This is a genomic window from Colwellia sp. SU-HH00943 (genome assembly GCF_057546125.1).
On record NZ_BAAJLW010000003.1, the window covers coordinates 76,475 to 97,948 of the forward strand.

At 36.9% G+C, this 21,474-nt stretch carries 18 protein-coding genes and 2 tRNA genes; 9 read left to right on the top strand and 11 right to left on the bottom strand.

What is annotated here, in order from left to right; genetic code table 11:
• Positions 1-75: 75 nt before the first annotated feature.
• Entirely contained in the window at positions 76-1,296 is a 1,221-nt protein-coding gene (locus AC27GZ_RS08885) for an FAD-dependent oxidoreductase (protein WP_487094605.1), read from the top strand.
• 3 nt (positions 1,297-1,299) lie between these two features.
• Here the strand turns inward: AC27GZ_RS08885 and AC27GZ_RS08890 are convergent, their stop codons facing one another.
• The 5 genes from AC27GZ_RS08890 to AC27GZ_RS08910 all read right to left on the bottom strand — a co-directional run bounded on the left by AC27GZ_RS08890 (position 1,300) and on the right by AC27GZ_RS08910 (position 5,993).
• The gene (locus tag AC27GZ_RS08890; protein WP_487094606.1) at positions 1,300-1,773 is read right to left on the bottom strand and encodes a GNAT family N-acetyltransferase; all 474 of its coding nucleotides are present in this window, start codon (positions 1,771-1,773) and stop codon (positions 1,300-1,302) included.
• A 261-nt stretch (positions 1,774-2,034) separates the two neighbouring features.
• Positions 2,035-3,405, bottom strand: a complete 1,371-nt coding sequence (gene purB / locus AC27GZ_RS08895; RefSeq protein ID WP_487094607.1) for an adenylosuccinate lyase — start codon at positions 3,403-3,405, stop codon at positions 2,035-2,037.
• Positions 3,406-3,459: 54 nt separating this feature from the next.
• A complete protein-coding gene (gene hflD / locus AC27GZ_RS08900) occupies positions 3,460-4,098 on the bottom strand; it encodes a high frequency lysogenization protein HflD (RefSeq protein WP_487094608.1) in 639 nt (212 codons plus the stop codon).
• Positions 4,099-4,157: 59 nt separating this feature from the next.
• A complete protein-coding gene (gene mnmA, locus AC27GZ_RS08905; RefSeq protein WP_487094609.1) occupies positions 4,158-5,309 on the bottom strand; it encodes a tRNA 2-thiouridine(34) synthase MnmA in 1,152 nt (383 codons plus the stop codon).
• A 78-nt stretch (positions 5,310-5,387) separates the two neighbouring features.
• Positions 5,388-5,993: a pseudouridine synthase gene (locus AC27GZ_RS08910; protein ID WP_487094610.1), complete on the bottom strand. Its 606-nt coding sequence runs from the start codon at positions 5,991-5,993 to the stop codon at positions 5,388-5,390.
• A 235-nt stretch (positions 5,994-6,228) separates the two neighbouring features.
• On the opposite strand from AC27GZ_RS08910, the gene AC27GZ_RS08915 reads away from it, so the two are divergent.
• Together AC27GZ_RS08915 and icd are read left to right on the top strand one after the other, a co-directional pair.
• Entirely contained in the window at positions 6,229-8,460 is a 2,232-nt protein-coding gene (locus tag AC27GZ_RS08915; RefSeq protein ID WP_487094611.1) for an NADP-dependent isocitrate dehydrogenase, read from the top strand.
• A 253-nt stretch (positions 8,461-8,713) separates the two neighbouring features.
• Positions 8,714-9,964 (top strand): NADP-dependent isocitrate dehydrogenase, encoded by a 1,251-nt coding sequence (gene icd / locus AC27GZ_RS08920; RefSeq protein WP_487094612.1) that lies wholly within the window; start codon positions 8,714-8,716, stop codon positions 9,962-9,964.
• 172 nt (positions 9,965-10,136) lie between these two features.
• On the opposite strand, the gene cspD is transcribed toward icd, so the two are convergent.
• Positions 10,137-10,355, bottom strand: coding sequence for a cold shock domain-containing protein CspD (gene cspD / locus AC27GZ_RS08925; protein WP_487055041.1), 219 nt, complete (start codon positions 10,353-10,355; stop codon positions 10,137-10,139).
• A gap of 254 nt (positions 10,356-10,609) precedes the next feature.
• On the opposite strand from cspD, the gene clpS reads away from it, so the two are divergent.
• Positions 10,610-10,930: an ATP-dependent Clp protease adapter ClpS gene (gene clpS, locus AC27GZ_RS08930; RefSeq protein WP_487094613.1), complete on the top strand. Its 321-nt coding sequence runs from the start codon at positions 10,610-10,612 to the stop codon at positions 10,928-10,930.
• Between the two features lie 56 nt (positions 10,931-10,986).
• A complete protein-coding gene (gene clpA, locus AC27GZ_RS08935) occupies positions 10,987-13,248 on the top strand; it encodes an ATP-dependent Clp protease ATP-binding subunit ClpA (RefSeq protein WP_487094614.1) in 2,262 nt (753 codons plus the stop codon).
• A 142-nt stretch (positions 13,249-13,390) separates the two neighbouring features.
• Here the strand turns inward: clpA and AC27GZ_RS08940 are convergent.
• Positions 13,391-13,466, bottom strand: a tRNA-Asn gene (locus AC27GZ_RS08940).
• A 154-nt stretch (positions 13,467-13,620) separates the two neighbouring features.
• Positions 13,621-13,696 (bottom strand) — tRNA-Asn (locus AC27GZ_RS08945).
• 493 nt (positions 13,697-14,189) lie between these two features.
• Between AC27GZ_RS08945 and AC27GZ_RS08950 the strand changes: the two genes are divergently transcribed.
• The gene (locus tag AC27GZ_RS08950; RefSeq protein ID WP_487094615.1) at positions 14,190-15,578 is read left to right on the top strand and encodes an MATE family efflux transporter; all 1,389 of its coding nucleotides are present in this window, start codon (positions 14,190-14,192) and stop codon (positions 15,576-15,578) included.
• Positions 15,575-17,596 carry an excinuclease ABC subunit UvrB gene (gene uvrB, locus AC27GZ_RS08955; protein ID WP_487094616.1) on the top strand — a complete coding sequence of 674 codons (2,022 nt, stop codon included), beginning with the start codon at positions 15,575-15,577 and terminating at the stop codon, positions 17,594-17,596. The genes AC27GZ_RS08950 and uvrB overlap by 4 nt, the downstream gene beginning before the upstream one ends.
• A gap of 109 nt (positions 17,597-17,705) precedes the next feature.
• Here uvrB and AC27GZ_RS08960 read toward each other — a convergent pair whose 3' ends face one another.
• The 3 genes from AC27GZ_RS08960 to queC all read right to left on the bottom strand — a co-directional run bounded on the left by AC27GZ_RS08960 (position 17,706) and on the right by queC (position 19,784).
• Positions 17,706-17,918 (bottom strand): hypothetical protein, encoded by a 213-nt coding sequence (locus AC27GZ_RS08960; protein WP_487094617.1) that lies wholly within the window; start codon positions 17,916-17,918, stop codon positions 17,706-17,708.
• 174 nt (positions 17,919-18,092) lie between these two features.
• Entirely contained in the window at positions 18,093-19,055 is a 963-nt protein-coding gene (locus AC27GZ_RS08965) for an ion transporter (protein WP_487094618.1), read from the bottom strand.
• 72 nt (positions 19,056-19,127) lie between these two features.
• Positions 19,128-19,784, bottom strand: a complete 657-nt coding sequence (queC, locus tag AC27GZ_RS08970) for a 7-cyano-7-deazaguanine synthase QueC (protein ID WP_487095253.1) — start codon at positions 19,782-19,784, stop codon at positions 19,128-19,130.
• 110 nt (positions 19,785-19,894) lie between these two features.
• On the opposite strand from queC, the gene queE reads away from it, so the two are divergent.
• The gene (gene queE, locus AC27GZ_RS08975; protein WP_487094619.1) at positions 19,895-20,587 is read left to right on the top strand and encodes a 7-carboxy-7-deazaguanine synthase QueE; all 693 of its coding nucleotides are present in this window, start codon (positions 19,895-19,897) and stop codon (positions 20,585-20,587) included.
• Between the two features lie 80 nt (positions 20,588-20,667).
• Complete coding sequence (locus tag AC27GZ_RS08980) at positions 20,668-21,339, top strand: DUF3313 family protein (RefSeq protein ID WP_487094620.1); 672 nt, start codon at positions 20,668-20,670, stop codon at positions 21,337-21,339.
• Positions 21,340-21,474: the final 135 nt, after the last annotated feature.

The window sequence follows — 21,474 nt, forward strand, 5'->3', positions numbered from 1 at the left end:
TTGTAGTTTCCTCCCTCAATTAGGTAGAATAGCTGAACTATTTGTATCTTGAGTTTTACTCACAGAATATTATTTATGACTGATTTTGATTGTGTAGTGATTGGTGGTGGCATGGTGGGCTCAGCTTGTGCGATAGCCCTAGCAGAGCAAGGGTTGCATGTTGCTGTTATTGAAAAGTACCAGCCGAAGAGCTTCTCGGAAGAACAACCTTTAGATTTAAGGGTTTCTGCCATTTCACTAGCCTCGCAATATTTACTAGAGCAACTAGGCGTATGGTCGAATATTCAGCAATGGCGCACTTGTGCTTATAAACGCTTAGGTGTTTGGGAACAAGAATATGCTTATACGGAATTTAATGCCCAAGATATAGAGCAGCAGCATTTAGGTCATATCGTTGAGAACCGTTTAATTCAACTAGCCTTATGGCAAAAGATGGCTGAACATAACAATATTGAGCTTTTTTGCCCTGAGCATTTAGTTGACTTAACTCAAGATGAAAATAAGGTTACCTTAACTCTTTCACAGCACATTATTACGGCAAAGTTAGTGGTAGGCGCAGATGGTGCTAATTCTTTTGTACGAAAGCAGGTAAATATTGGTGTTACATCGTGGGGCTATCAACAATCAGCCATGCTGATTAATGTTGAAACCGCTCAAGATCAACAAGATATTACTTGGCAACAATTCTTCCCAACAGGCCCTGTGGCTTTCTTGCCTTTAGCGACGCCGAAAGTGAAATCTAATGAGGAGCAAAGTAACTGCCAAGGTGGTTATGCATCTTTAGTATGGTATCACCAAAGAGATGAGATTAAGCGTTTGATGGCGCTGTCTGATGAGCAGTTACAGAAAGAAATTTTAGCGAACTTCCCTAAACGTTTAGGTGATATTAACGTTATTAACAAAGGTTCATTTGAACTGACGAGACGTCATGCTAATCAGTATCAGAAAAATCGTGTTGTTTTATTAGGTGATGCCGCACACACCATTAACCCAATGGCGGGTCAAGGAGTTAATTTGGGTTTTAAAGATGTAAAAGCACTTCAAGATGTTGTGGCAACAGCGATTGCTGAGGGTAAGTCTTGGCATAATGTTGAGGTATTGGCGCAATATGAAAAAATAAGACGGAAAGATAATTTAGTGATGCAGTCAGCGATGGATGCCTTGTATTTAAGCTTTAGCCATCCATCATCACTGGTAAAATCCATGCGCAATATTAGTTTGTTTGCGTTTAACAAACTGCCCATTATCAGTAGTAAAATTAAGAACAAAGCGCTAGCTTATGCCTGTGGCATTTAGCTATTAATGGCTAAGGTAATACTTAGCTTGGTTGGCATCGTTTCTAGCTGTTTTAATTGCACATGCCATTCGTTGCTTTGGTCTTCCTGCTTCCATAAATACTGAGCCAATAGGAGAGAAGTGGTGCTTAGTAAAATAGGTGACCCGCTCTAATGGACTATTTATATAAACTTCATTTAACGAAAGCTCTTCAGCAATACGAAATAAGCCTTGCATGACTATTTTATCAATAGCTGCTTGACGGTATTCCATAACGACAGCAATTCGACTGATTTGACCGTTAGATGAAATACGGCCTGTTGCGATAGGCTCTTGAGAGTTATCATCGCACACTAGCATATGAAATGCAGAGCGATCATTTATATCGAATTCTATTTGTTTAGGGATGCGTCTTTCACAAACAAAGACTTTTTCACGAACATCTTTTAATAGGGGGGCTGCTTGTCGCCATTGCACCCGAGATACACTGTATGACATATTCAATAACCATTCTTTTGTGTTTTATGTACTTATTAATAACTTAAGTTATTTATAAGTAAGCTGATCGAGTGAAACGAAAAACAGAATAGTTATTGTTTTTAGTATGAAAATCGTACACCTTAGTCCAGAGTAGTTAACAACTGGTGGTTTATCAACCAAAAAGTGGTTTTTATTTTCATTTTCTATGAAGGTAAAAATAAAAGAATAAAAAAAGAAGGCCGAGGCCTTCTTTGATTGTTTAACTTCAGCGGGTAACTATTACTCTAGTTCATCAATAAAGTTAATTGCGCGGCCAATATAACCACCCGGTGTTAATAAACATAGCTCAGCTTTTACAGCGTCTGATAAATCAAGGTTATTGATAAATTCACGCATTGAATCGCCATTAACGCGTTTACCGCGAGTTAATTCTTTTAGCTTCTCATACGGCTTTTCAATACCGTAGCGTCGCATAACGGTTTGTACTGGCTCTGCAAGTACTTCCCAGTTGTTATCAAGCTCTGTCGCTAGACTTTCTTCGTTGACTTCAAGTTTACTGATACCTTTTAAAGTTGCTTGGTAAGCAATAAGTGCATGACCAAAACCAACACCTAAATTACGTAAAACTGTTGAGTCAGTTAAGTCACGCTGCCAGCGAGAAATTGGCAGTTTTTGTGCTAAATGGCTAAATAATGCGTTAGCAATACCTAAGTTACCTTCTGAGTTTTCAAAATCAATAGGGTTAACTTTATGTGGCATTGTTGATGAGCCAATTTCACCCGCAATTGTTTTTTGCTTGAAGTGACCTAAGGCAATGTAACCCCAAATATCACGGTCAAAATCAATTAAAATGGTGTTAAAACGGGCTACAGCATCAAATAATTCTGCAATATAGTCGTGTGGCTCAATTTGTGTAGTAAAAGCATTCCAAGTAAGCCCTAATGAGCTAACAAACTCATCAGAGAACTGGTGCCAATTTACCTCAGGGTACGCACTAAGGTGAGCATTGTAGTTACCAACAGCACCATTGATCTTTCCTAATAACTCAACTTCAGCGATTTGTTGACGTTGACGCTTTAAGCGTACGTACACATTGGCCATTTCTTTACCCAGTGTACTTGGAGACGCTGGTTGACCGTGTGTGCGACACATCATAGGAATTGATTTGTACTCAACAGCTAATGCTTTTATTTGAGCTAAAATTTCATCCATTACTGGTAATAACACTTGTTCACGGCAGTCTTTCAACATTAAGCCGTGTGAAAGGTTGTTAATATCTTCTGAGGTACAAGCAAAATGAATAAACTCAGTAACCGCATTCAATTCTGCGTTGTCAGCAATTTTTTCTTTAAGAAAATATTCAACTGCTTTCACATCATGATTTGTTGTTGCTTCAATGGTTTTTATGCGTAGTGCATCTTGCTCGTTGAAGTCAGTGACAATATCATCTAGTACTTTATTTGCTGCATCACTAAAAGCAGGAACTTCTGAAATTTGTTGAGTAGCACTTAATTTTTGCAACCAACGTACTTCGACAGTGACGCGATATTTGGTTAAACCAAACTCACTAAAAATAGGGCGCAAGTCACTTGTTTTACTACCATATCTACCATCTACTGGTGATATCGCTGTTAACGCTGAAAGTTCCATAGTTAATTCCTAGGTTAAGTATTTTAAAAATTACGTTTGTTAAGTTAAAAGTCTTTAAATTGTGTTGAGTAATTGCTTAGCTGTATCAACTAATTTTGCTCTACTAAATAATATTGTTCTACGTTTACCGCCTACTTGACGCCACAATACCGCAGCTCTAATACCGGCGAGTAGCAAGGCTCTAATTTTGTGTTGGTTTTCTGTTTGCTTAAGTATAGAAGGTTCACCGGTTACTTGAATGCGTGCTCCCAAAGGACTGATGATGTCGCTATAAATACTCGCAAAACTTGAAACTAAGGTGTCGCTGGTAATAGAGTAATGTTCAAGTTGTCTTTTATTAGCTTCAATACGTTCGCCAAGTTGCGCTAATTGCTTCGGTTGTTTACTTAAACGGCGTTCAAGATTAATTAAACTAATAATATAGCGAGTAAACTCAGGATCTTTTACTTTATCCTTTTTAGATGCATTGTCACCTAAATGAGAAATAAGTAGTTCAAGGCCTTTTTTAATATTAATTAATTGACCACCATATACAGCTAAAGTATTTTCAGGAGAAGTTTCAGTGATGCTAGTTAATAAAGTAGCAAAGTCATCTTGATATTGTTCAGTAGCTAAATAGCCATTTCTAGATACTTGCTGAACAAGGTAGGCTACTTGGCAAATTGCGGCAAATGTGATTGTTTGATCTTTCATTAGTACTCTAAAATGCTTACAGGGCTATATGGTTAATAGTTATGGTAAAAATAATTTAGTTATCGGATAAGGGTGTTAATAATGCCACCACCTAAACAGATGTCGCCTTGATAAAAAACCACTGATTGACCAGGTGTTACTGAACTTTGTGGTTCGTCAAAGTCAATTCTATACTCTGGTGACTCTGAGTTTGTATCGAGGGGAGTTACCGTGCAGGCCACATCTTGCTGACGGTAACGAGTTTTTACCGTACAGTTGATTGAACCTGTAAGCGTTTGACGGTCAACCCAGTGTAGCTGATTTGCAACTAAACCCTTTGAAAATAGACGAGGGTGGTTATGCCCTTGGCCGACAATGAGTACGTTGCGTAATAAATCTTTTTCTACTACGTACCATGGCTCTTCACCCGCATTAGCTAAACCGCCTATTTTTAGACCCTTTCTTTGACCTAAGGTGTGATACATCAAACCGTCATGACGACCTACTTCAACACCTTCAGCTGACTCTATGATGCCAGGCTGGGCGGGTAAATATTGCCCTAGAAAATCTTTGAACTTGCGCTCACCAATGAAGCAAATTCCGGTACTGTCTTTTTTATCGTGAGTAATTAAACCTGCTTGTTCGGCAATAGCTCGTACTTCAGGCTTTTCAATGTGACCTACAGGGAATAAAGTTTGTGCAAGTTGTTTTTCATCAAGGGTGTAAAGGAAATAGCTTTGATCTTTATTGTTGTCTAAGCCACGGACCATTTTCCAATGACCATCACGATATTCTCGCTGAACATAGTGGCCAGTAGCGATATAGTCAGCACCAAGATCTTCACATGCAAACTCTAAAAAAGCCTTAAACTTTATTTCTTTATTGCACATAATATCAGGGTTAGGGGTACGACCCGCTTTGTATTCAGCGAGGAAATATTCAAAAACATTATCCCAGTACTCACTGGCAAAATTAATGGTATGTAATTTTATGCCTAACTTATCGCAAATCGCTTGAGCATCTTGTAAATCGGTGGCTGCAGCGCAATATTCATCTGTATCGTCTTCTTCCCAGTTTTTCATAAACAAGCCTTCCACTTGGTAGCCTTGCTCTTTTAATAGATAAGCTGACACAGAAGAGTCAACACCACCTGACATACCAACAATAACCTTGGTATTTTCTGGCGCACTGTGTTGTGATTTATTTGATTGTAAATTTACTGAAAGAGACATTAAAAATTGTGTACTAATTAAAAAGGCGCAAAATTATACCATGAGCATCAGTTGGGTGAAATAGTGAGAAGGGATTAGTTATTTAATTATTTCATAACAACCATTATCTATCGAATTAATATTCCATTTGCCAATTGCATAACGAATTAATCTTAATGTTGGATAACCTATATTGGCTGTCATTCTTCGAACTTGCCTATTTCGTCCTTCCGTAATTTTTATTTCGAGCCAAGTTGTTGGGATATTAGCGCGTTCTCTGATAGGTGGTACTCTAGGCCATAATTTGGGGCTGTTCATTATCTTCACTTTGGCGGGGAGAGTCATGCCGTCTTTAAGCATTACACCTTGACGTAACTTATCTAAATCTACTTGTGTAGGACTACCTTCAACTTGCACCCAATAGGTTTTAGTGGTTTTCTTTTTAGGGTGAGCTAGTTCGTGTTGTAATTGACCATCATTAGTAAGTAATAACAAGCCTTCACTATCTCTGTCTAGCCTACCTGCAGCGTAAACATCTTTTATTGGAATGAAATCTTTGAGTGTTTGGCGATTTTCTTGATCAGTAAATTGGCAAAGTACATTATAAGGTTTATTAAAAAGTACTATTTTTTGAATATTTATTACTGGTCGTACCTTTTGGTCTGAGAGTCCTCTATGTCTTACTCTGCCTTTGCTGTGCTTCATTCTGGCCTTTGTTTATATGGGTTATGTTAAGCAATGCTCATATTCTACTGTTTTAATGAGCGTCGATTTCCTATATTATATCGCGCGAAAAATGAATGTTAAATAACGAAATGTTAGATAATCACAGATTAATACCTTTAAATTTTTATTTTTTAATAAGTTAGTCCATTTTAGCAAGTTCAATCTCAGCGTAATAAATATATACGCTAATTAAATAAAGTAAAGTAGGAAGCTCATGAGCACAGACACCTCTAAAATAATTTATACTATTACCGATGAAGCCCCAGCCTTAGCCACATATTCTCTATTACCTATTATCCAAGCTTATAGTGCATCTTCTGGTATTAATGTAGAAACCCGTGATATTTCTTTAGCAGGCCGAATTTTAGCTAACTTTCCAAAGTACTTAACTACAGAACAACGCATCGATGATGCATTAGCTGAGTTAGGCGATATGGTAACTAGCCCTGACGCAAATATTATTAAATTACCAAACATCAGTGCTTCTGTTCCTCAGTTGCAAGCTGTAATTAAAGAGCTTCAAGCGAAAGGGTATGATTTACCAGATTATCCAGAAGAGCCACAAAATGATGCCGAAAAGTCAATTAAATACACTTATGATAAAGTTAAAGGTAGTGCAGTAAACCCTGTATTACGTGAAGGTAACTCTGATCGTCGTGCTCCTGCTTCAGTTAAGCAATATGCTCGCAAAAACCCTCACTCTATGGGGAAATGGTCAAGCGATTCTAAATCTCACGTTGCGAGTATGTCAGGTGGAGACTTCTATCAGTCAGAACAATCTACAACGGTAAACTATGCTACAAATGCAAAAATTGAATTTGTTGCTCAAGATGGCAGCGTTAAAGTATTGAAAGAAAATCTTGCCTTATTAACAGGTGAGGTTATTGATTCTTCTGTATTACGTAAATCTGCATTAGTTGAATTTTATGAGCAAGCTATTGAAGATGCGAAGAAAGAAGACGTATTACTATCTCTACACTTAAAAGCAACCATGATGAAGGTTTCAGATCCGGTTATTTTTGGTTATGCGGTTAAAGTGTTCTACGCTGATGTGTTTGAAAAGCACAGTGAAGTATTTGAACAATTAGGTGTTGACGCTAATAACGGTATTGGTGATGTATATAGTAAAATTTCTCGCCTACCTGAAGATAAGAAAGCTGAAATTGAAGCTGATTTAGCAGAAGTTTTTGCTAACAGACCAGAGCTTGCTATGGTTGATTCAGATAAAGGTATTACTAACCTTCACGTACCAAGTGATGTTATTGTTGATGCATCAATGCCAGCAATGCTTCGTTCTTCAGGGCAAATGTGGGGACCTGATGGAAAGTTAAAAGATACTAAAGCGATGATCCCAGATCGTTGTTACGCTGGAATTTATCAAGCTGTTATTGATTTCTCAAAAGAACACGGTGCTTTTGATCCAACAACTATGGGTACAGTGCCTAATGTTGGTTTAATGGCTCAAAAAGCTGAAGAGTATGGTTCGCATGATAAAACATTTGTTTTAGAAGAAGCCGGTACTGTTCGTGTTGTTGATGCTTTAGGTACTACATTACTTGAACATGACGTTGAAGTTGGTGACTTGTGGCGTATGTGTCAGGCAAAAGATCTTCCTATTCAAGATTGGGTTAAATTAGCGGTAACTCGTTCACGTGCTTCAGGTATGCCGGCAGTATTTTGGTTAAACGAAGAGCGTGCTCATGATAGAGAAATTATCAAGAAAGTTAACGCTTATTTAGCACTTCATGACACTGATGGTTTAGATATTAGAATTTTAGCACCAGTTGAAGCTTGTAAGTTCTCATTAGCGCGTATTGCTAAAGGTGAAGATACTATTTCAGTAACAGGTAATGTATTACGTGATTACTTAACTGATTTATTCCCAATTCTAGAGTTAGGTACTAGTGCAAAAATGCTTTCTATTGTACCACTTATGAATGGTGGTGGTTTATTTGAAACTGGTGCAGGTGGTTCAGCACCTAAGCACGTACAGCAATTTGAAAAAGAAAATCACTTACGTTGGGATTCTTTAGGCGAGTTTTTAGCACTAGCAGCTTCTTTAGAGCACTTAAGTGTAAATACTGGCAATGCTAAAGCACAAGTACTTGCTGATACATTAGATAAAGCTACAGGTGAATTTTTAGATAGCAACAAGTCTCCATCACGTAAAGTAGGTGAGTTAGATAACCGTGGTAGCCACTTTTATTTAGCTATGTACTGGGCTCAAGCTTTAGCAGAGCAGTCAGTTGATAGTGAATTAAAAGAAACCTTTACTGGTGTAGCACAAGCACTAACTAAGCAAGAAGAAAAGATTGTTAGTGAATTAAACGATGCTCAAGGCGTTGCTATGGATGTAGACGGTTATTACTTTGCAGATAGTGCATTATGTGAAAAAGCTATGCGCCCAAGTGAAACATTAAATACTATTTTATCGGCGTTACTCTAAGCTTAAAAAAATAGTGTAATGAAAAAAGAGTTAAGCTGAAAAGCTTAGCTCTTTTTTTTATCTAAATTTTACTATTCAGTATGCTTATATTGAATATCATTAATAAATGATTAGTGTAATTACTCTTTTTCTTTTACTTTAACTAAAAGCAGCTACACTTAATTAACGGATAATTATTTATATTACTTATTAATAATGTGATTAATTTACCGTACTGCTTTAATGTTTATTCTTCCAATTAGGAGTGCACTTTATGACAAGTAAAATCTCAATCCCTAGCTCAGGCGGAAAAATTACCTTTTCAAATGGAAAATTATTAGTCCCGAATAACCCTATAATTCCCTTTATTGAAGGTGATGGTATTGGTGTTGATGTAACACCACCTATGATTAAAGTAGTGAATGCTGCTGTTGAAAAAGCCTATAAAGGTGATAAAGAGATTGTCTGGATGGAAGTGTATGCTGGAGAAAAAGCAACACAGGTTTATGATTCAGAAACATGGTTACCTGATGAAACACTAGAAATGTTTAAAGAGTATAAAGTAGGTATTAAAGGGCCGTTAACGACACCGGTAGGTGGTGGAATGCGTTCGTTAAATGTTGCTTTGAGACAAATACTTGATTTATATGTATGTCAGCGTCCAGTACAGTGGTTCACTGGGGTACCAAGCCCAGTTAAAAAGCCATGTGAAGTAGATATGGTTATTTTCCGAGAAAATACCGAAGATATTTATGCTGGTGTTGAGTATAAAGCAGGTAGTGATGAGGCTAAAAAACTTATCACATTTTTATCAGAAGAAATGGGTGTTACTAAAATTCGCTTTACTGAAGAGTGTGGTTTAGGTATTAAGCCCGTATCGAAAGAAGGCACACAGCGTTTAGTGCGTCAAGCAATCCAATATGCAATCGATAATAATAGAGACTCTGTTACTTTGGTGCATAAAGGCAATATCATGAAATTCACGGAAGGGGCTTTTAAAGACTGGGGCTATGAATTAGCTTGTGAAGAGTTTGGAGCACAATTGCTTGATGGTGGTCCTTGGTGTAGCTTTAAAAACCCTAATACAGGTAAAGAAATTATTATTAAAGATGTGATTGCTGACGCAATGTTACAGCAAGTGTTACTACGCCCAGCTGAATATAGTGTAATTGCAACATTAAATTTAAATGGTGATTATTTATCTGATGCGTTAGCTGCGCAGGTTGGTGGTATCGGTATAGCACCTGGCGCTAATTTAAGTGATGAAGTTGCTATTTTTGAAGCTACTCATGGTACTGCGCCTAAGTATGCTGGTAAGAATAAAGTGAACCCTGGCTCTGTTATTTTATCGGCAGAGATGATGTTACGTCATATGGGGTGGATTGAAGCAGCCGATTTACTATTAAAAGGTATGTCAGGCGCTATAGGTGCTAAAACAGTGACATATGATTTTGAGCGCTTAATGGATGATGCAACGTTAGTGACTTGTTCACAATTTGGCGATTGTATTATTGAACATATGTAACTAAGCATATGTATCTGTTTGCTAAATAGCAATTACCCAAAAATAAAAACACAGCATAGATGCTGTGTTTTTTATTTTGTGTGATTGACGTAAATTACACAAAATATTTATAAGCTAATTTAAATTATCAGTTTATAAATGAAATGATGAAAACTATGTAGTAATACTATTTTTAGTCTATTTCAGAATCTGATGGTTTAATACTTGCTGCATGGTGTCCTTTAGGTCCTTCATTCAATTCATAATTGACATCTTGTCCAGCTTTTAACGTTCTATAACCATCCATTTCAATTGTTGAATAGTGGGCGAAAATATCTTCACCGCCACTATCAGGACGTATAAAACCAAAACCTTTTGCGTTATTAAACCATTTAACCGTACCGTGAGCCATACTTCTACTTCCTTCTATATCCTTCAGTTTTATAGTTGTAGCTAGTTAATTTATGCTTAGAATTTTAGTATGAGTAAAATAAAGATATAATCAACTTTTCACAAACAATCATGCGGCTAAAAAATAGCCACTTATTGAATCGTAGATAAAATTATAAATTAGTCAAGTGATATTGGATAAAATTTATTACTTTTTTAATATTAATTGACAAAAAAGTTACAGCAAAAGTTATCGGTAGAGACTAAGATAAATATATGAGCAATTGGAAAGAGTTGATTGACAGTCAAGAGTTTGTCGAAGAAGATGTTAAAGAAAAACTAGAGAAACCACCTAAATATCACGTTTTTTTATTGAATGATGATTATACACCAATGGATTTTGTGGTTGATGTGCTATGCAGGTTCTTTAATAAGACCGCTGAAGAAGCGACCGAGCTAATGTTAACAATTCATTATCAAGGTAAAGCGCTTTGTGGCACATATACTGCAGATGTAGCAGAAACAAAAGTGGATCTTGTTCTTCGCTTTGCTTTAGATAATGAACACCCTTTAAAGTGTGTTTTAGAGAAAGCCTAATTGTTGCCTTTACATGAGCGTAAAAACAGTTCGCAAGGATTTAATTTGGAGTACCTATGCTTAATAAAGACTTAGAAATTTCATTGAACTTAGCTTTTAGACAAGCTAAAGAGTCTCGTCATGAGTTTATGACCGTAGAGCATCTGCTATTAGCATTACTAGACAACCCTTCAGCTGTTGAAGCTTTAGGTGCTTGTGGTGCAGATTTAGCCAAGCTTCGAAAGAGTTTACTTGATTTCATACAAGAAACGACTCCCGTTATTCCTAGTGATGAAGAAGAACGAGAAACTCAGCCAACACTTGGCTTTCAACGTGTTTTACAACGCGCAGTTTTTCATGTTCAATCATCAGGTAAAAACGAAGTTAATGGTTCAAATGTTTTAGTTGCTATCTATAGCGAACAAGAATCTCAAGCTGCTTATATTTTGAAAAAATCTGACATTAGTCGTTTAGATATTGTTAATTTTATCTCCCATGGCATTGCTAAAATTGATTCTCCAGAAAGCAGTCCAAGTGTTGAAGAGGGCGAACGAGTAACTGAAGATGAACCTCGTACCATAGAAAACTTCTCAGTTAATCTAAATGAAGAAGCACTAAAAGGTAAGATAGATCCACTCGTTGGTCGAGACTCTGAGCTAGAAAGAACCTTACAAGTATTAAGCCGCCGTCGAAAAAACAACCCATTGTTTGTCGGTGAAGCCGGAGTGGGTAAAACAGCTATCGCAGAAGGGTTAGCAAACCTTATTATTAATGAAGATGTGCCTGACTTTTTAGTTGATGCCACTATATATGCATTAGATATGGGTGCATTACTAGCTGGAACAAAGTATCGAGGCGATTTTGAGAAACGTTTTAAAGCGTTATTAAAAGAGTTAGAAGCAGATACGAATGCGATTCTATTTATTGATGAAATTCATACTATTATAGGTGCTGGTGCCGCTTCTGGTGGTATGCTTGATGCGTCTAACTTGATCAAACCATTATTATCTGCTGGCAAATTACGCTGTATTGGCTCTACAACTTATCAAGAATATCAAAGTATTTTCGAGAAAGATCGTGCCTTAGCAAGACGTTTTCAGAAAATAGATATTGTTGAACCCAGTGTTGATGACACCACTAAAATATTACAAGGTCTTAAAGAGAAATATGAATCTCACCATGGTATTAGATATACCAATGCCGCCTTACGCGCTGCAGCACAATTGTCTGCTAAATATATAAATGAGCGCTTTTTACCAGACAAAGCAATAGATGTTATTGATGAAGCGGGAGCTAAGCAGCAATTGATTGCAGCTTCTAAACGTAAAAAAACCATAAACAATACTGATATTGAATCTATTGTGGCAAAAATGGCACGTATCCCGGAAAAATCTGTTTCATTAACGGAAAAAGATAGCCTGAAAAACCTTGATAGAAACCTTAAGTTAGTTGTTTTTGGGCAAGATCAGGCTATAGAAGAGTTAACTTCGGTAATACGCTTATCCCGTGCAGGTTTAGGTAACGATGAAAAGCCTGTAGGATCATTTTTATTTGCTGGACCTACTGGTGTCGGTAAAACAGAAGTCACACAGCAACTAGCTAAAATCTTAGGGGTAGAGCTATTACGTTATGATATGTCTGAGTACATGGAAAAACATGCTGTAAGTCGATTAATTGGTGCACCTCCAGGTTATGTAGGTTACGAACAAGGTGGCTTATTAACTGATGCGGTAATAAAACATCCTCATGCTGTTGTATTGCTTGATGAGATAGAAAAAGCACATGAAGATGTATATAACATCCTTTTACAAGTAATGGATCACGGTACTTTAACTGATAACAACGGCCGTAAAGCTGATTTTAGAAATATTATTTTAGTGTTAACCACTAACGCTGGTGTACAAGAAACGGTGCGTAAATCTATTGGTTTTAAACAGCAAGACCATAGCTTAGATGCCATGACTGAAATCAATAAAGTCTTCTCACCAGAATTTAGAAATAGACTTGATAATATTGTATGGTTTAACCACCTAAGTAGTGATGTTATTCAACAGGTCGTTGATAAGTTTATTGTTGAATTACAAGCGCAACTTGATGAGAAAAGAGTATCTTTAGAATTAACACGAGATGCTAAGAAATGGTTAGCAGAGCATGGCTACGATAAAGCTATGGGCGCTAGGCCAATGTCTCGTTTGATTCAAGAGAAATTAAAGAAAGAACTAGCCAACGCATTACTCTTTGGTGAATTAGTAAATGGTGGTGTAGCGAAAGTTGGTGTCAAAAAAGATCAACTGGTGATCTCTTATGAAAATAAAAAGGAATTAATTGCTGAAAAGTAGCAAACAAAACTTTTTATGAAATCGATAAAGCCTTTTCTTTGATAAGAAGAGAAGGCTTTTGCTTTTATGGCTTTTAATTAATAATACGATTTAGGATAAACTCAAGACGAAAAAAAACCTGCTATAAGCAGGTTTTTTTATGTGGCTCCCCAAACTGGGCTTGAACCAGTGACACATGGATTAACAGTCCATCGCTCTACCAACTGAGCTATTGGGGAATAAACTTTTTAAACTTCTGTTTATTATTGAAGTTAATGTGGCTCCCAGCTTATTATAAATAATGGGCTTGGAAACCAATCAGCGACACATGCTATTACAAAAGAGTACAGTCCATAGCTCTACCGCTCTTCATTTGTCGCCAACATAATAATGTGGCTCCCCAAACTGGGCTTGAACCAGTGACACATGGATTAACAGTCCATCGCTCTACCAACTGAGCTATTGGGGAATTGCTTTTCTTACGATTAGCGTGTTAACCAACTTGGCTAACGGGGCGGAATATTAAAGGCCTGTTGTCAAACTGTCAATATAAAATTAATAAAAAAATCATTTATTCGTTTGTTTGATTAAATTGCGTTCACTAATGTGAATATATCAACATTTGTTGGAAGTTTAATAATCAAATTAGCCGCTAATATTTGATATAAACTCTGAAAACAGTTATCCACTAAAGTTGTGGATAACTTTGTTAGTTAATTTGTAAGAACTCGTAACATTACGGTTTTACTTAGCCTAGGTTAAAGTCAACAGTTAAACACTATATTTTTTATTTCCTTTTAAATCAATCTCTTATCTTGTTTTTGTTGTTTTTTTGATTGTTTGGTTTGATTTTTGACCACAAAGATATTTGAAGTCATTTACTGTGCATTTCTTTTGGTTTTGATTACAATGGGTTCTGTTTTCAAAATAAGTTAACTTATTTTCAACACCTTAAAAAATTAATGACATCAAATAAAATAACAAATAATAAAAAACAACCGGCTAACTTATTAAAAGACCCCGTTGCGCCAACGCTTAAGAGAATGACCATTCCGATGATCTACGGCATGATCTTACTGATGACGTTTAATTTGATTGACACCTTTTTTGTGAGTTTACTCGGAACTCAACCATTAGCAGCCATTAGTTTTACTTTTCCTGTAACATTTACCGTTATTAGCTTAATGATAGGGTTGGGAATAGGGGCATCAGCCGTTATTGCCAAATATTTAGGGCATGATGATAGTGTTTCAGCAAAAGACTCTGCAACAACTGCACTGTATCTAGCTGCTATCATTGTTATCAGTTTATCCATCATCGGATATTTACTTACCGACCAGTTATTTACATTACTTGGTGCACAAGCGTCTCTCCTCCCTTTAATTCATCAGTATATGGATATCTGGTATTTGGGCAGTGTTTGTTTAATTGGTCCTATGATAGGTAATGCTATTTTACGAGCTTCTGGAGATACGAAAACGCCAAGTGTGGTAATGGGGGGGGCAGGCCTGATCAATGCAATCCTTGATCCTATTTTCATTTTTGGCTTTGGTCCGGTACCTGAAATGGGTATTCAAGGGGCGGCCATTGCAACCTTAATATCTTGGCTATTCGGTTTTGGTTTTATTTTGGTTGTCTTAACGAAGCAAAAGAACTTAATCCATACCCACCTTTTACCGATGAAAAAAATTATCTCTTCTTGTCGGGGAATCCTAAAAATAGGTTTACCAGCGGCTGGTGCCAATATGTTAACGCCTATTGCTGCAGCTATTATGACCGCAATAGTTGCCAGATATGGAGATCATGCTGTTGCAGGTTTTGGTGTCGGCTCAAGAATCGAATCAATTGCTTCACTTGTTGTTTTAGCTATGTCTATGACTTTACCTCCTTTTATCAGTCAAAACTTTGGGGCAGGTAATATGAGTAGGGTTGAAGGTGCGTATAAAGCCTCGGTGAAATTTGTCATGATTTGGCAAGTATTCATTTATGGTGTACTGGTTATTACCGCCTCATGGATAGCCTCAGCATTCGCAAAAGAGCAAGCGGTAGCTGACATCATTATCTTATTTATTTGGATACTTCCTTTAGGCTATGGTTTTCAAGGGATTGTTATATTAACTAACTCGTCATTTAATGCTTTACATAAACCTATTGCGGCATTAGTTTTGAGCATTATTAGGCTCTTCGTTTGTTATGTCCCTTTTGCTTATGTTGGTAGTTATTTTTATGACATACAGGGATTTTTTATTGGTGCTTTAATAGGAAATGTTGTGATGGCAGCAATCTCTTATAGGCTTTTTACCAAACAATTTACCCATGGTGAGTTTAAGGTACAGGAGCAAATATCTTGAAAAAGTTAACACTTGAATCTGATTATACACCCAGTGGCGACCAACCAACTGCCATAGCGCAATTACTTGAAGGGATTGAGTCAGGGTTAGCTCATCAAACCTTATTAGGTGTTACTGGCTCGGGTAAAACATTTACCATTGCTAATGTTGTTGAAAGGCTTAATCGTCCAACCATGATGTTAGCACCAAACAAAACTTTAGCCGCGCAACTTTATGGTGAAATGAAAGAGTTTTTTCCTGACAACGCTGTTGAATATTTTGTTTCTTACTATGATTATTACCAGCCTGAAGCATACGTACCGACAACCGATACCTTCATTGAAAAAGATGCCTCAGTAAATGAACATATAGAACAAATGCGGTTATCGGCAACCAAGGCATTATTAGAACGTAGAGATGTCATAATTATCGCTTCGGTATCGGCTATTTATGGTTTAGGTGATCCTGATTCTTATTTAAAAATGATGCTGCATATCAGTGTCGGCGACATCATAAATCAGCGCGATATATTGCGCCGTTTAGCTGAGCTTCAATATACAAGAAACGATGTAGCCTTTGCTCGTGCTACTTACCGTGTTCGTGGCGATGTAATTGATATTTTTCCTGCTGAATCTGATCGCTTGGCATTACGTGTCGAGTTATTTGATGAAGAAATTGAGCGTATTAGTCAATTTGACCCTTTAACAGGGCAAGTTGAGCGTACATTAGCGCGTGTTACCGTTTATCCTAAAACTCATTATGCCACGCCAAGGGATAAAATTTTAGCGGCTGTTGATAACATCAAAATTGAATTAAAAGATCGAGCTAAGCAGCTTAAAGACAATAACCTCTTGGTAGAAGAGCAACGGATCACTCAACGCACGCAATTTGATATAGAAATGATGGTTGAACTTGGTTATTGCTCAGGTATAGAAAACTACTCAAGATACTTGTCAGGTCGTGAGCCGGGCCAAGCGCCACCTACCTTGTTTGATTACTTACCGGATGATGGTTTATTAATTATTGATGAATCCCACGTAACAGTACCGCAAATAGGCGCTATGTATAAAGGGGATAGATCACGAAAAGAAAATTTAGTGCAATATGGCTTTAGATTGCCTTCAGCCCTTGATAATAGACCAATGAAGTTTGATGAATTTGAAGCATTATCGCCGCAAACTATATATGTTTCTGCAACACCAAGCGATTATGAAATTGATAAATCGGCAGGCGATATTGCTGAGCAAGTTGTTAGACCAACAGGCTTATTAGATCCTGAAATAGAAGTACGTGGCGTTGAAACCCAAGTTGATGACTTATTATCTGAAATAAACAAACGGGTGCCGCTAAATGAGCGCGTATTAGCGACAACGTTAACAAAGCGGATGGCTGAAGACTTAACCGATTATTTAGATGAGCATGGCATTAAAACGCGTTATTTACACTCTGATGTAGATACTGTTGAACGAATGGAAATAATTCGCGATTTTCGTTTAGGCAATTTTGATGTTTTAATTGGTATTAACTTACTACGTGAAGGTTTAGACATGCCAGAAGTGTCGTTAGTGGCGATACTTGATGCAGATAAAGAAGGCTTTTTACGTTCAGAGCGCTCATTAATTCAGACCATTGGCCGTGCTGCTCGTAATATCAATGGTAAAGCTATTCTTTATGCCGATAGGGTCACTAAATCTATGCGCAAAGCTATTGATGAAACTGAGCGGCGACGAGCCAAACAGCATCAATATAATGTCGATAATAATATCACCCCTAAAGGTGTTATACGTAAAATTACTGACGTTATGGATACTGGTGGCTTTAGCGAAGGTAAACAATTAAATGCAGTAGCAGAGCATAATGCTGCTTATAAAGTTGATGCTCAGGGTGAGCTTCATATGATGAGCACTAAAGAAATTGACAGCAAAATTGAGCAACTTGAAAAAACTATGTTTTTGCATGCGCAAAACTTAGAGTTTGAGCAAGCGGCATCCATTAGAGATGATATAGCTAAATTAAGAGTTCACCAACTCTCCAGCTAAAAGAGAGTATGAGCATTGAGAAAAATCAACAAACCCGTCTGAAACTTGTCGAAAACTTGTTTACTTTAGTCGCTTTAATTTTTGTATCTCGTGACGTTTTATATTGATGTCATTTAAGGTCTTGCACAGAATATCGACTAAGAATATTAGCTATTGAGTCACTATTGCAGTTACTCAAATGGCTAATTTCTTCAATGATTTTATCTTGTATATCGACAGGAAATAACAATAATTGCTCTAAGTACAAATGTGTTTGAGTATCGTTATTCGCGTCTATCAATTGATTTAAACACCGTGCATGATGTTTGTACATTGCACACATAAACCATCCTTATTTTAAGAGCTATCCCTTAAGCTTAGTACAGCTTAGCGTGATGGTTATATGCATTTATTCTTAAAGAAAGATCGAAGGTCGAAAATAATCTATAGCATTAAAATATGTTCATATTCAGTGTATTAATAATTCGAAAATAGAGTTAAATAAAAGAAATTATACTTATTTTCCACAGTGAGGGCATTTATTACCGTGATGGCCTTGTTTTAACAAGGTGATACTTCGCTGAAGATCTTTGGGTTCAATTTCAAGTTTATCTGCCAATTGCTCTAAAGCTTGATACTGCTCCGTATCAATAAAGCCGCTGGATAAAGCGTCTTTGATATGCGCATTTAAGTTTTTACGACGCTCTCTTAATTCTTCACCGAAACGAGCCGCTAACATACCAGCGGGCAGGGCAACTAAGCCAACACCAATGAGCATGATAAAGGTTGAGATGATTTTTCCAGTACTTGTGACAGGTACTACATCACCGTAACCTACCGTAGTCATTGTAACAACCGCCCACCAAAAGGACTGTATGATACTACCGAAGGCGTGTGGTTGAATTTCCCCTTCAACTGAATGCATCAAACTTGCCGCGATAATGATTAAAAACATCATTACCATCATGGCAGCAGTAATGCTTTTTAATTCCTTATGAATAACGCTAATAAAAATGTTAAACCCTTTAAAGTAATGGGTAAGTTTTAATAGCCTTAATACTCTGATTAACCGTAGTGTTCTAAGATCTACGGCAAAGAACATAGCTATGATAAAAGGAAGAATGGCAATTAAATCAATAATCGCCATAGGGGTTAACATATATTTTAGCCGGGCTTTTCCCGCTGGTAGGTGCTTATACTTCTCTCCCTCAATAGAGCACCAAACTCTAAACAGGTATTCAATACAAAAAATCGATAATGAGAATAACTCAAATAATGCAAATTCTTGCTGATAAATTTTATGGTAATCTGCTTCTGACTCAAAAATTGCCGCGGCAACATTGGTTATGATCAAAATGATCAATAAAAAATTAGATAGCTTAGCACCAAAGCTTTTATTAGTTTCATCTTCTAATAACCGATAGGTTTTAGCTCTAAAGCTCAGATGAGCCGACTGTTGTTTTGGTGATTGCTCTAACATTATGTCACTTTTAATGGTTTAGAAGAAAGCTAAAACTCAGGTTGGTTATCAGCACTTATGTTTACAGATTATTTATTCATAAGCAATTGGATCGTCTACATTATTATCACGAAATGCTTCTAAACGCTCTTGACAGGCCCCGCATTTACCACAAGCTTTTTCTCTGCCATTGTAGCAAGTCCATGTATTACTGTAGTCTAATTCCATATTAAGTCCATCAGTTAAAATAGCGGTTTTATTCACATTTAAATATGGGCTAAAAATTTCGACACTTTCATAGTTCGCTATTTGACAAACATCATTCATTCTTTCGACAAATTCAGGGCGGCAATCAGGGTAAATAGCGTGATCGCCAGAATGCGCACCATAATAAACTTGTGCTGCACCAACGGAAACAGCGTAACCTACAGCCAATGAAAGTAAGATCATATTACGATTTGGCACTATAGTAGATTTCATGTTTTCTGCTTCATAGTGACCTTCAGGTATGTCAATATCATCAGTGAGTGAAGAACCAGCCAGCAATTGATTTATAGCAGAAATATCAATAACTTTGTGATGAATATTAAGTGACTTACAAACACTGCTCGCGCATTCAAGTTCTTTTACATGACGTTGACCATAATCGAATGAAAGGGCGTACACTTCTTTTCCGTCTTTTAACGCGCGGTTTAATACAGTGAATGAGTCCATGCCGCCAGAATAGATAACAACAACTTTATCAGCTATTACGTTTTTAGCAGATAGTTTTTCGGTCATAGTTGAGTCTCTTAAAAATAAATAGGGTATAATCAATGAGGTATATTTTACTTGATTAACTTAACAGGCAAAAGCATAAAGTGAAAACTAGCGCAGATATTACTACGGCATATAAAATCAACGAACTGTTTGAAACCATCCAAGGTGAGGGCTCATATACTGGCCAACCATCTATATTCATCCGCTTGCAAGGTTGTCCTGTTGCATGCTCTTGGTGTGACACTAAACATACTTGGGAGATAGAGTTAAGTGATGAAGTGACTCAAGAGGTAATGCTAGGTAAAGCGCAAGAAAATCCACAATGGACTTCGATGACAATCAGTCAAATTTTATCTTTGATAAAAGCGAAAGGCTTTCACGCAAAACATGTGGTTATTACAGGTGGTGAACCCTGTATGGTGGACTTAACGCCATTGTGTCAGGAGTTTGAGCAGGCAGGTTATAGTACACAGGTGGAAACGTCAGGTACTTTTGATATCCAAGTTACTGAAAAGTGTTGGGTCACTGTATCGCCTAAAGTTAATATGCGTGGTGGTTATCCAATACTAAATAGCGCGATGAAGCGAGCAAATGAAATAAAGCACCCTGTAGCGACAGAGCAGCATGTTGACGATTTAAAAGAACTTTTAAAAGCACACAACATAAGAAATACCCCAATTTATTTACAGCCTATTAGTCAAAAAACGCGCGCAACAGAACTAGCAATTAAAACCTGTATAGAAAATAACTGGCGCTTGTCAGTGCAAGTACATAAATACATAGGTATAGAGTAGTTATTATTGAGTTTTACCAATAATTTGTATATTTTTTAACTAATATTAAAAGCTTATCATTACTCAAATAAGGAAAATACATGTTTAAAAATACTTTTAAGCTCGGAACTGTGGCAGCTATGCTTACACTTATGTTTGGCTGTGCAAATACTGATGTGCCTCAAGTATCGAAAGAAGGGATGCAGTTAGAAGTGAATAAGCGATCTACCGTTGCATATAAAATGGAAGGCGTGAACTTTGCTGAATATGACAAAGTACAAATACTTCCTAGCCAAGTAGCTTTTAAAAAGAACTGGCAACGTAATTTTAATCGTAACAGTTCAAATATATCAAATCGTGTGAAAGATAAAGATGTTTTACGTATTAAAGCAGGTGTTGCTAAATTATTTGATGAAGTCTTTAAAGAAGAGTTTGATAAAGGCGGGGATAATGTTGTTGTAGACACTGTTAGTGCCGGTACACTGGTGATCAAACCCGCCATTATCAATTTAGACATTAATGCACCAGATATTCCTAGTGCTAATCGTATGAATACCTACGTAACGGAAACTGGATCAGCGACATTATTTTTAGAGCTTTATGATGGTGTAAGTGGTGAAATTTTAGCGCGTATAATTGATGCCGAAACTGTTGGTGATGATTCTTTTGTTCGATGGGCTACTCGTGTAAGTAATACGGCTGATGCTAAGCGAGCTATTAGAAAGTGGGCAAAAGCATTAAGGGTTAAATTTGATCAAGCACATGCAAAATAAACTTGTTTAATGAAAAGAATATTTTAGCTGCAACGGCTTTTTTAAAACCTTGCTAACCTTGATTTTCGCGTAGGGCTGAAATTGAGTAGTTAACAAGGTTTTTTATTTTTACTACTTAAGGTTAATATTAATTTT

Bases quoted from the DNA above. Each gene is read 5' to 3' on its own strand.
- AC27GZ_RS08910 (WP_487094610.1), bottom strand. From the start codon at position 5,993: ATGAAGCACAGCAAAGGCAGAGTAAGACATAGAGGACTCTCAGACCAA.
- AC27GZ_RS08980 (WP_487094620.1), top strand. From the start codon at position 20,668: ATGTTTAAAAATACTTTTAAGCTCGGAACTGTGGCAGCTATGCTTACA.
- AC27GZ_RS08890 (WP_487094606.1), bottom strand. From the start codon at position 1,773: ATGTCATACAGTGTATCTCGGGTGCAATGGCGACAAGCAGCCCCCCTA.
- AC27GZ_RS08965 (WP_487094618.1), bottom strand. From the start codon at position 19,055: ATGTTAGAGCAATCACCAAAACAACAGTCGGCTCATCTGAGCTTTAGA.
- purB (WP_487094607.1), bottom strand. From the start codon at position 3,405: ATGGAACTTTCAGCGTTAACAGCGATATCACCAGTAGATGGTAGATAT.
- mnmA (WP_487094609.1), bottom strand. From the start codon at position 5,309: ATGTCTCTTTCAGTAAATTTACAATCAAATAAATCACAACACAGTGCG.
- icd (WP_487094612.1), top strand. From the start codon at position 8,714: ATGACAAGTAAAATCTCAATCCCTAGCTCAGGCGGAAAAATTACCTTT.
- cspD (WP_487055041.1), bottom strand. From the start codon at position 10,355: ATGGCTCACGGTACGGTTAAATGGTTTAATAACGCAAAAGGTTTTGGT.
- clpS (WP_487094613.1), top strand. From the start codon at position 10,610: ATGAGCAATTGGAAAGAGTTGATTGACAGTCAAGAGTTTGTCGAAGAA.
- hflD (WP_487094608.1), bottom strand. From the start codon at position 4,098: ATGAAAGATCAAACAATCACATTTGCCGCAATTTGCCAAGTAGCCTAC.
- AC27GZ_RS08915 (WP_487094611.1), top strand. From the start codon at position 6,229: ATGAGCACAGACACCTCTAAAATAATTTATACTATTACCGATGAAGCC.
- AC27GZ_RS08885 (WP_487094605.1), top strand. From the start codon at position 76: ATGACTGATTTTGATTGTGTAGTGATTGGTGGTGGCATGGTGGGCTCA.
- AC27GZ_RS08950 (WP_487094615.1), top strand. From the start codon at position 14,190: ATGACATCAAATAAAATAACAAATAATAAAAAACAACCGGCTAACTTA.
- clpA (WP_487094614.1), top strand. From the start codon at position 10,987: ATGCTTAATAAAGACTTAGAAATTTCATTGAACTTAGCTTTTAGACAA.
- AC27GZ_RS08960 (WP_487094617.1), bottom strand. From the start codon at position 17,918: ATGTGTGCAATGTACAAACATCATGCACGGTGTTTAAATCAATTGATA.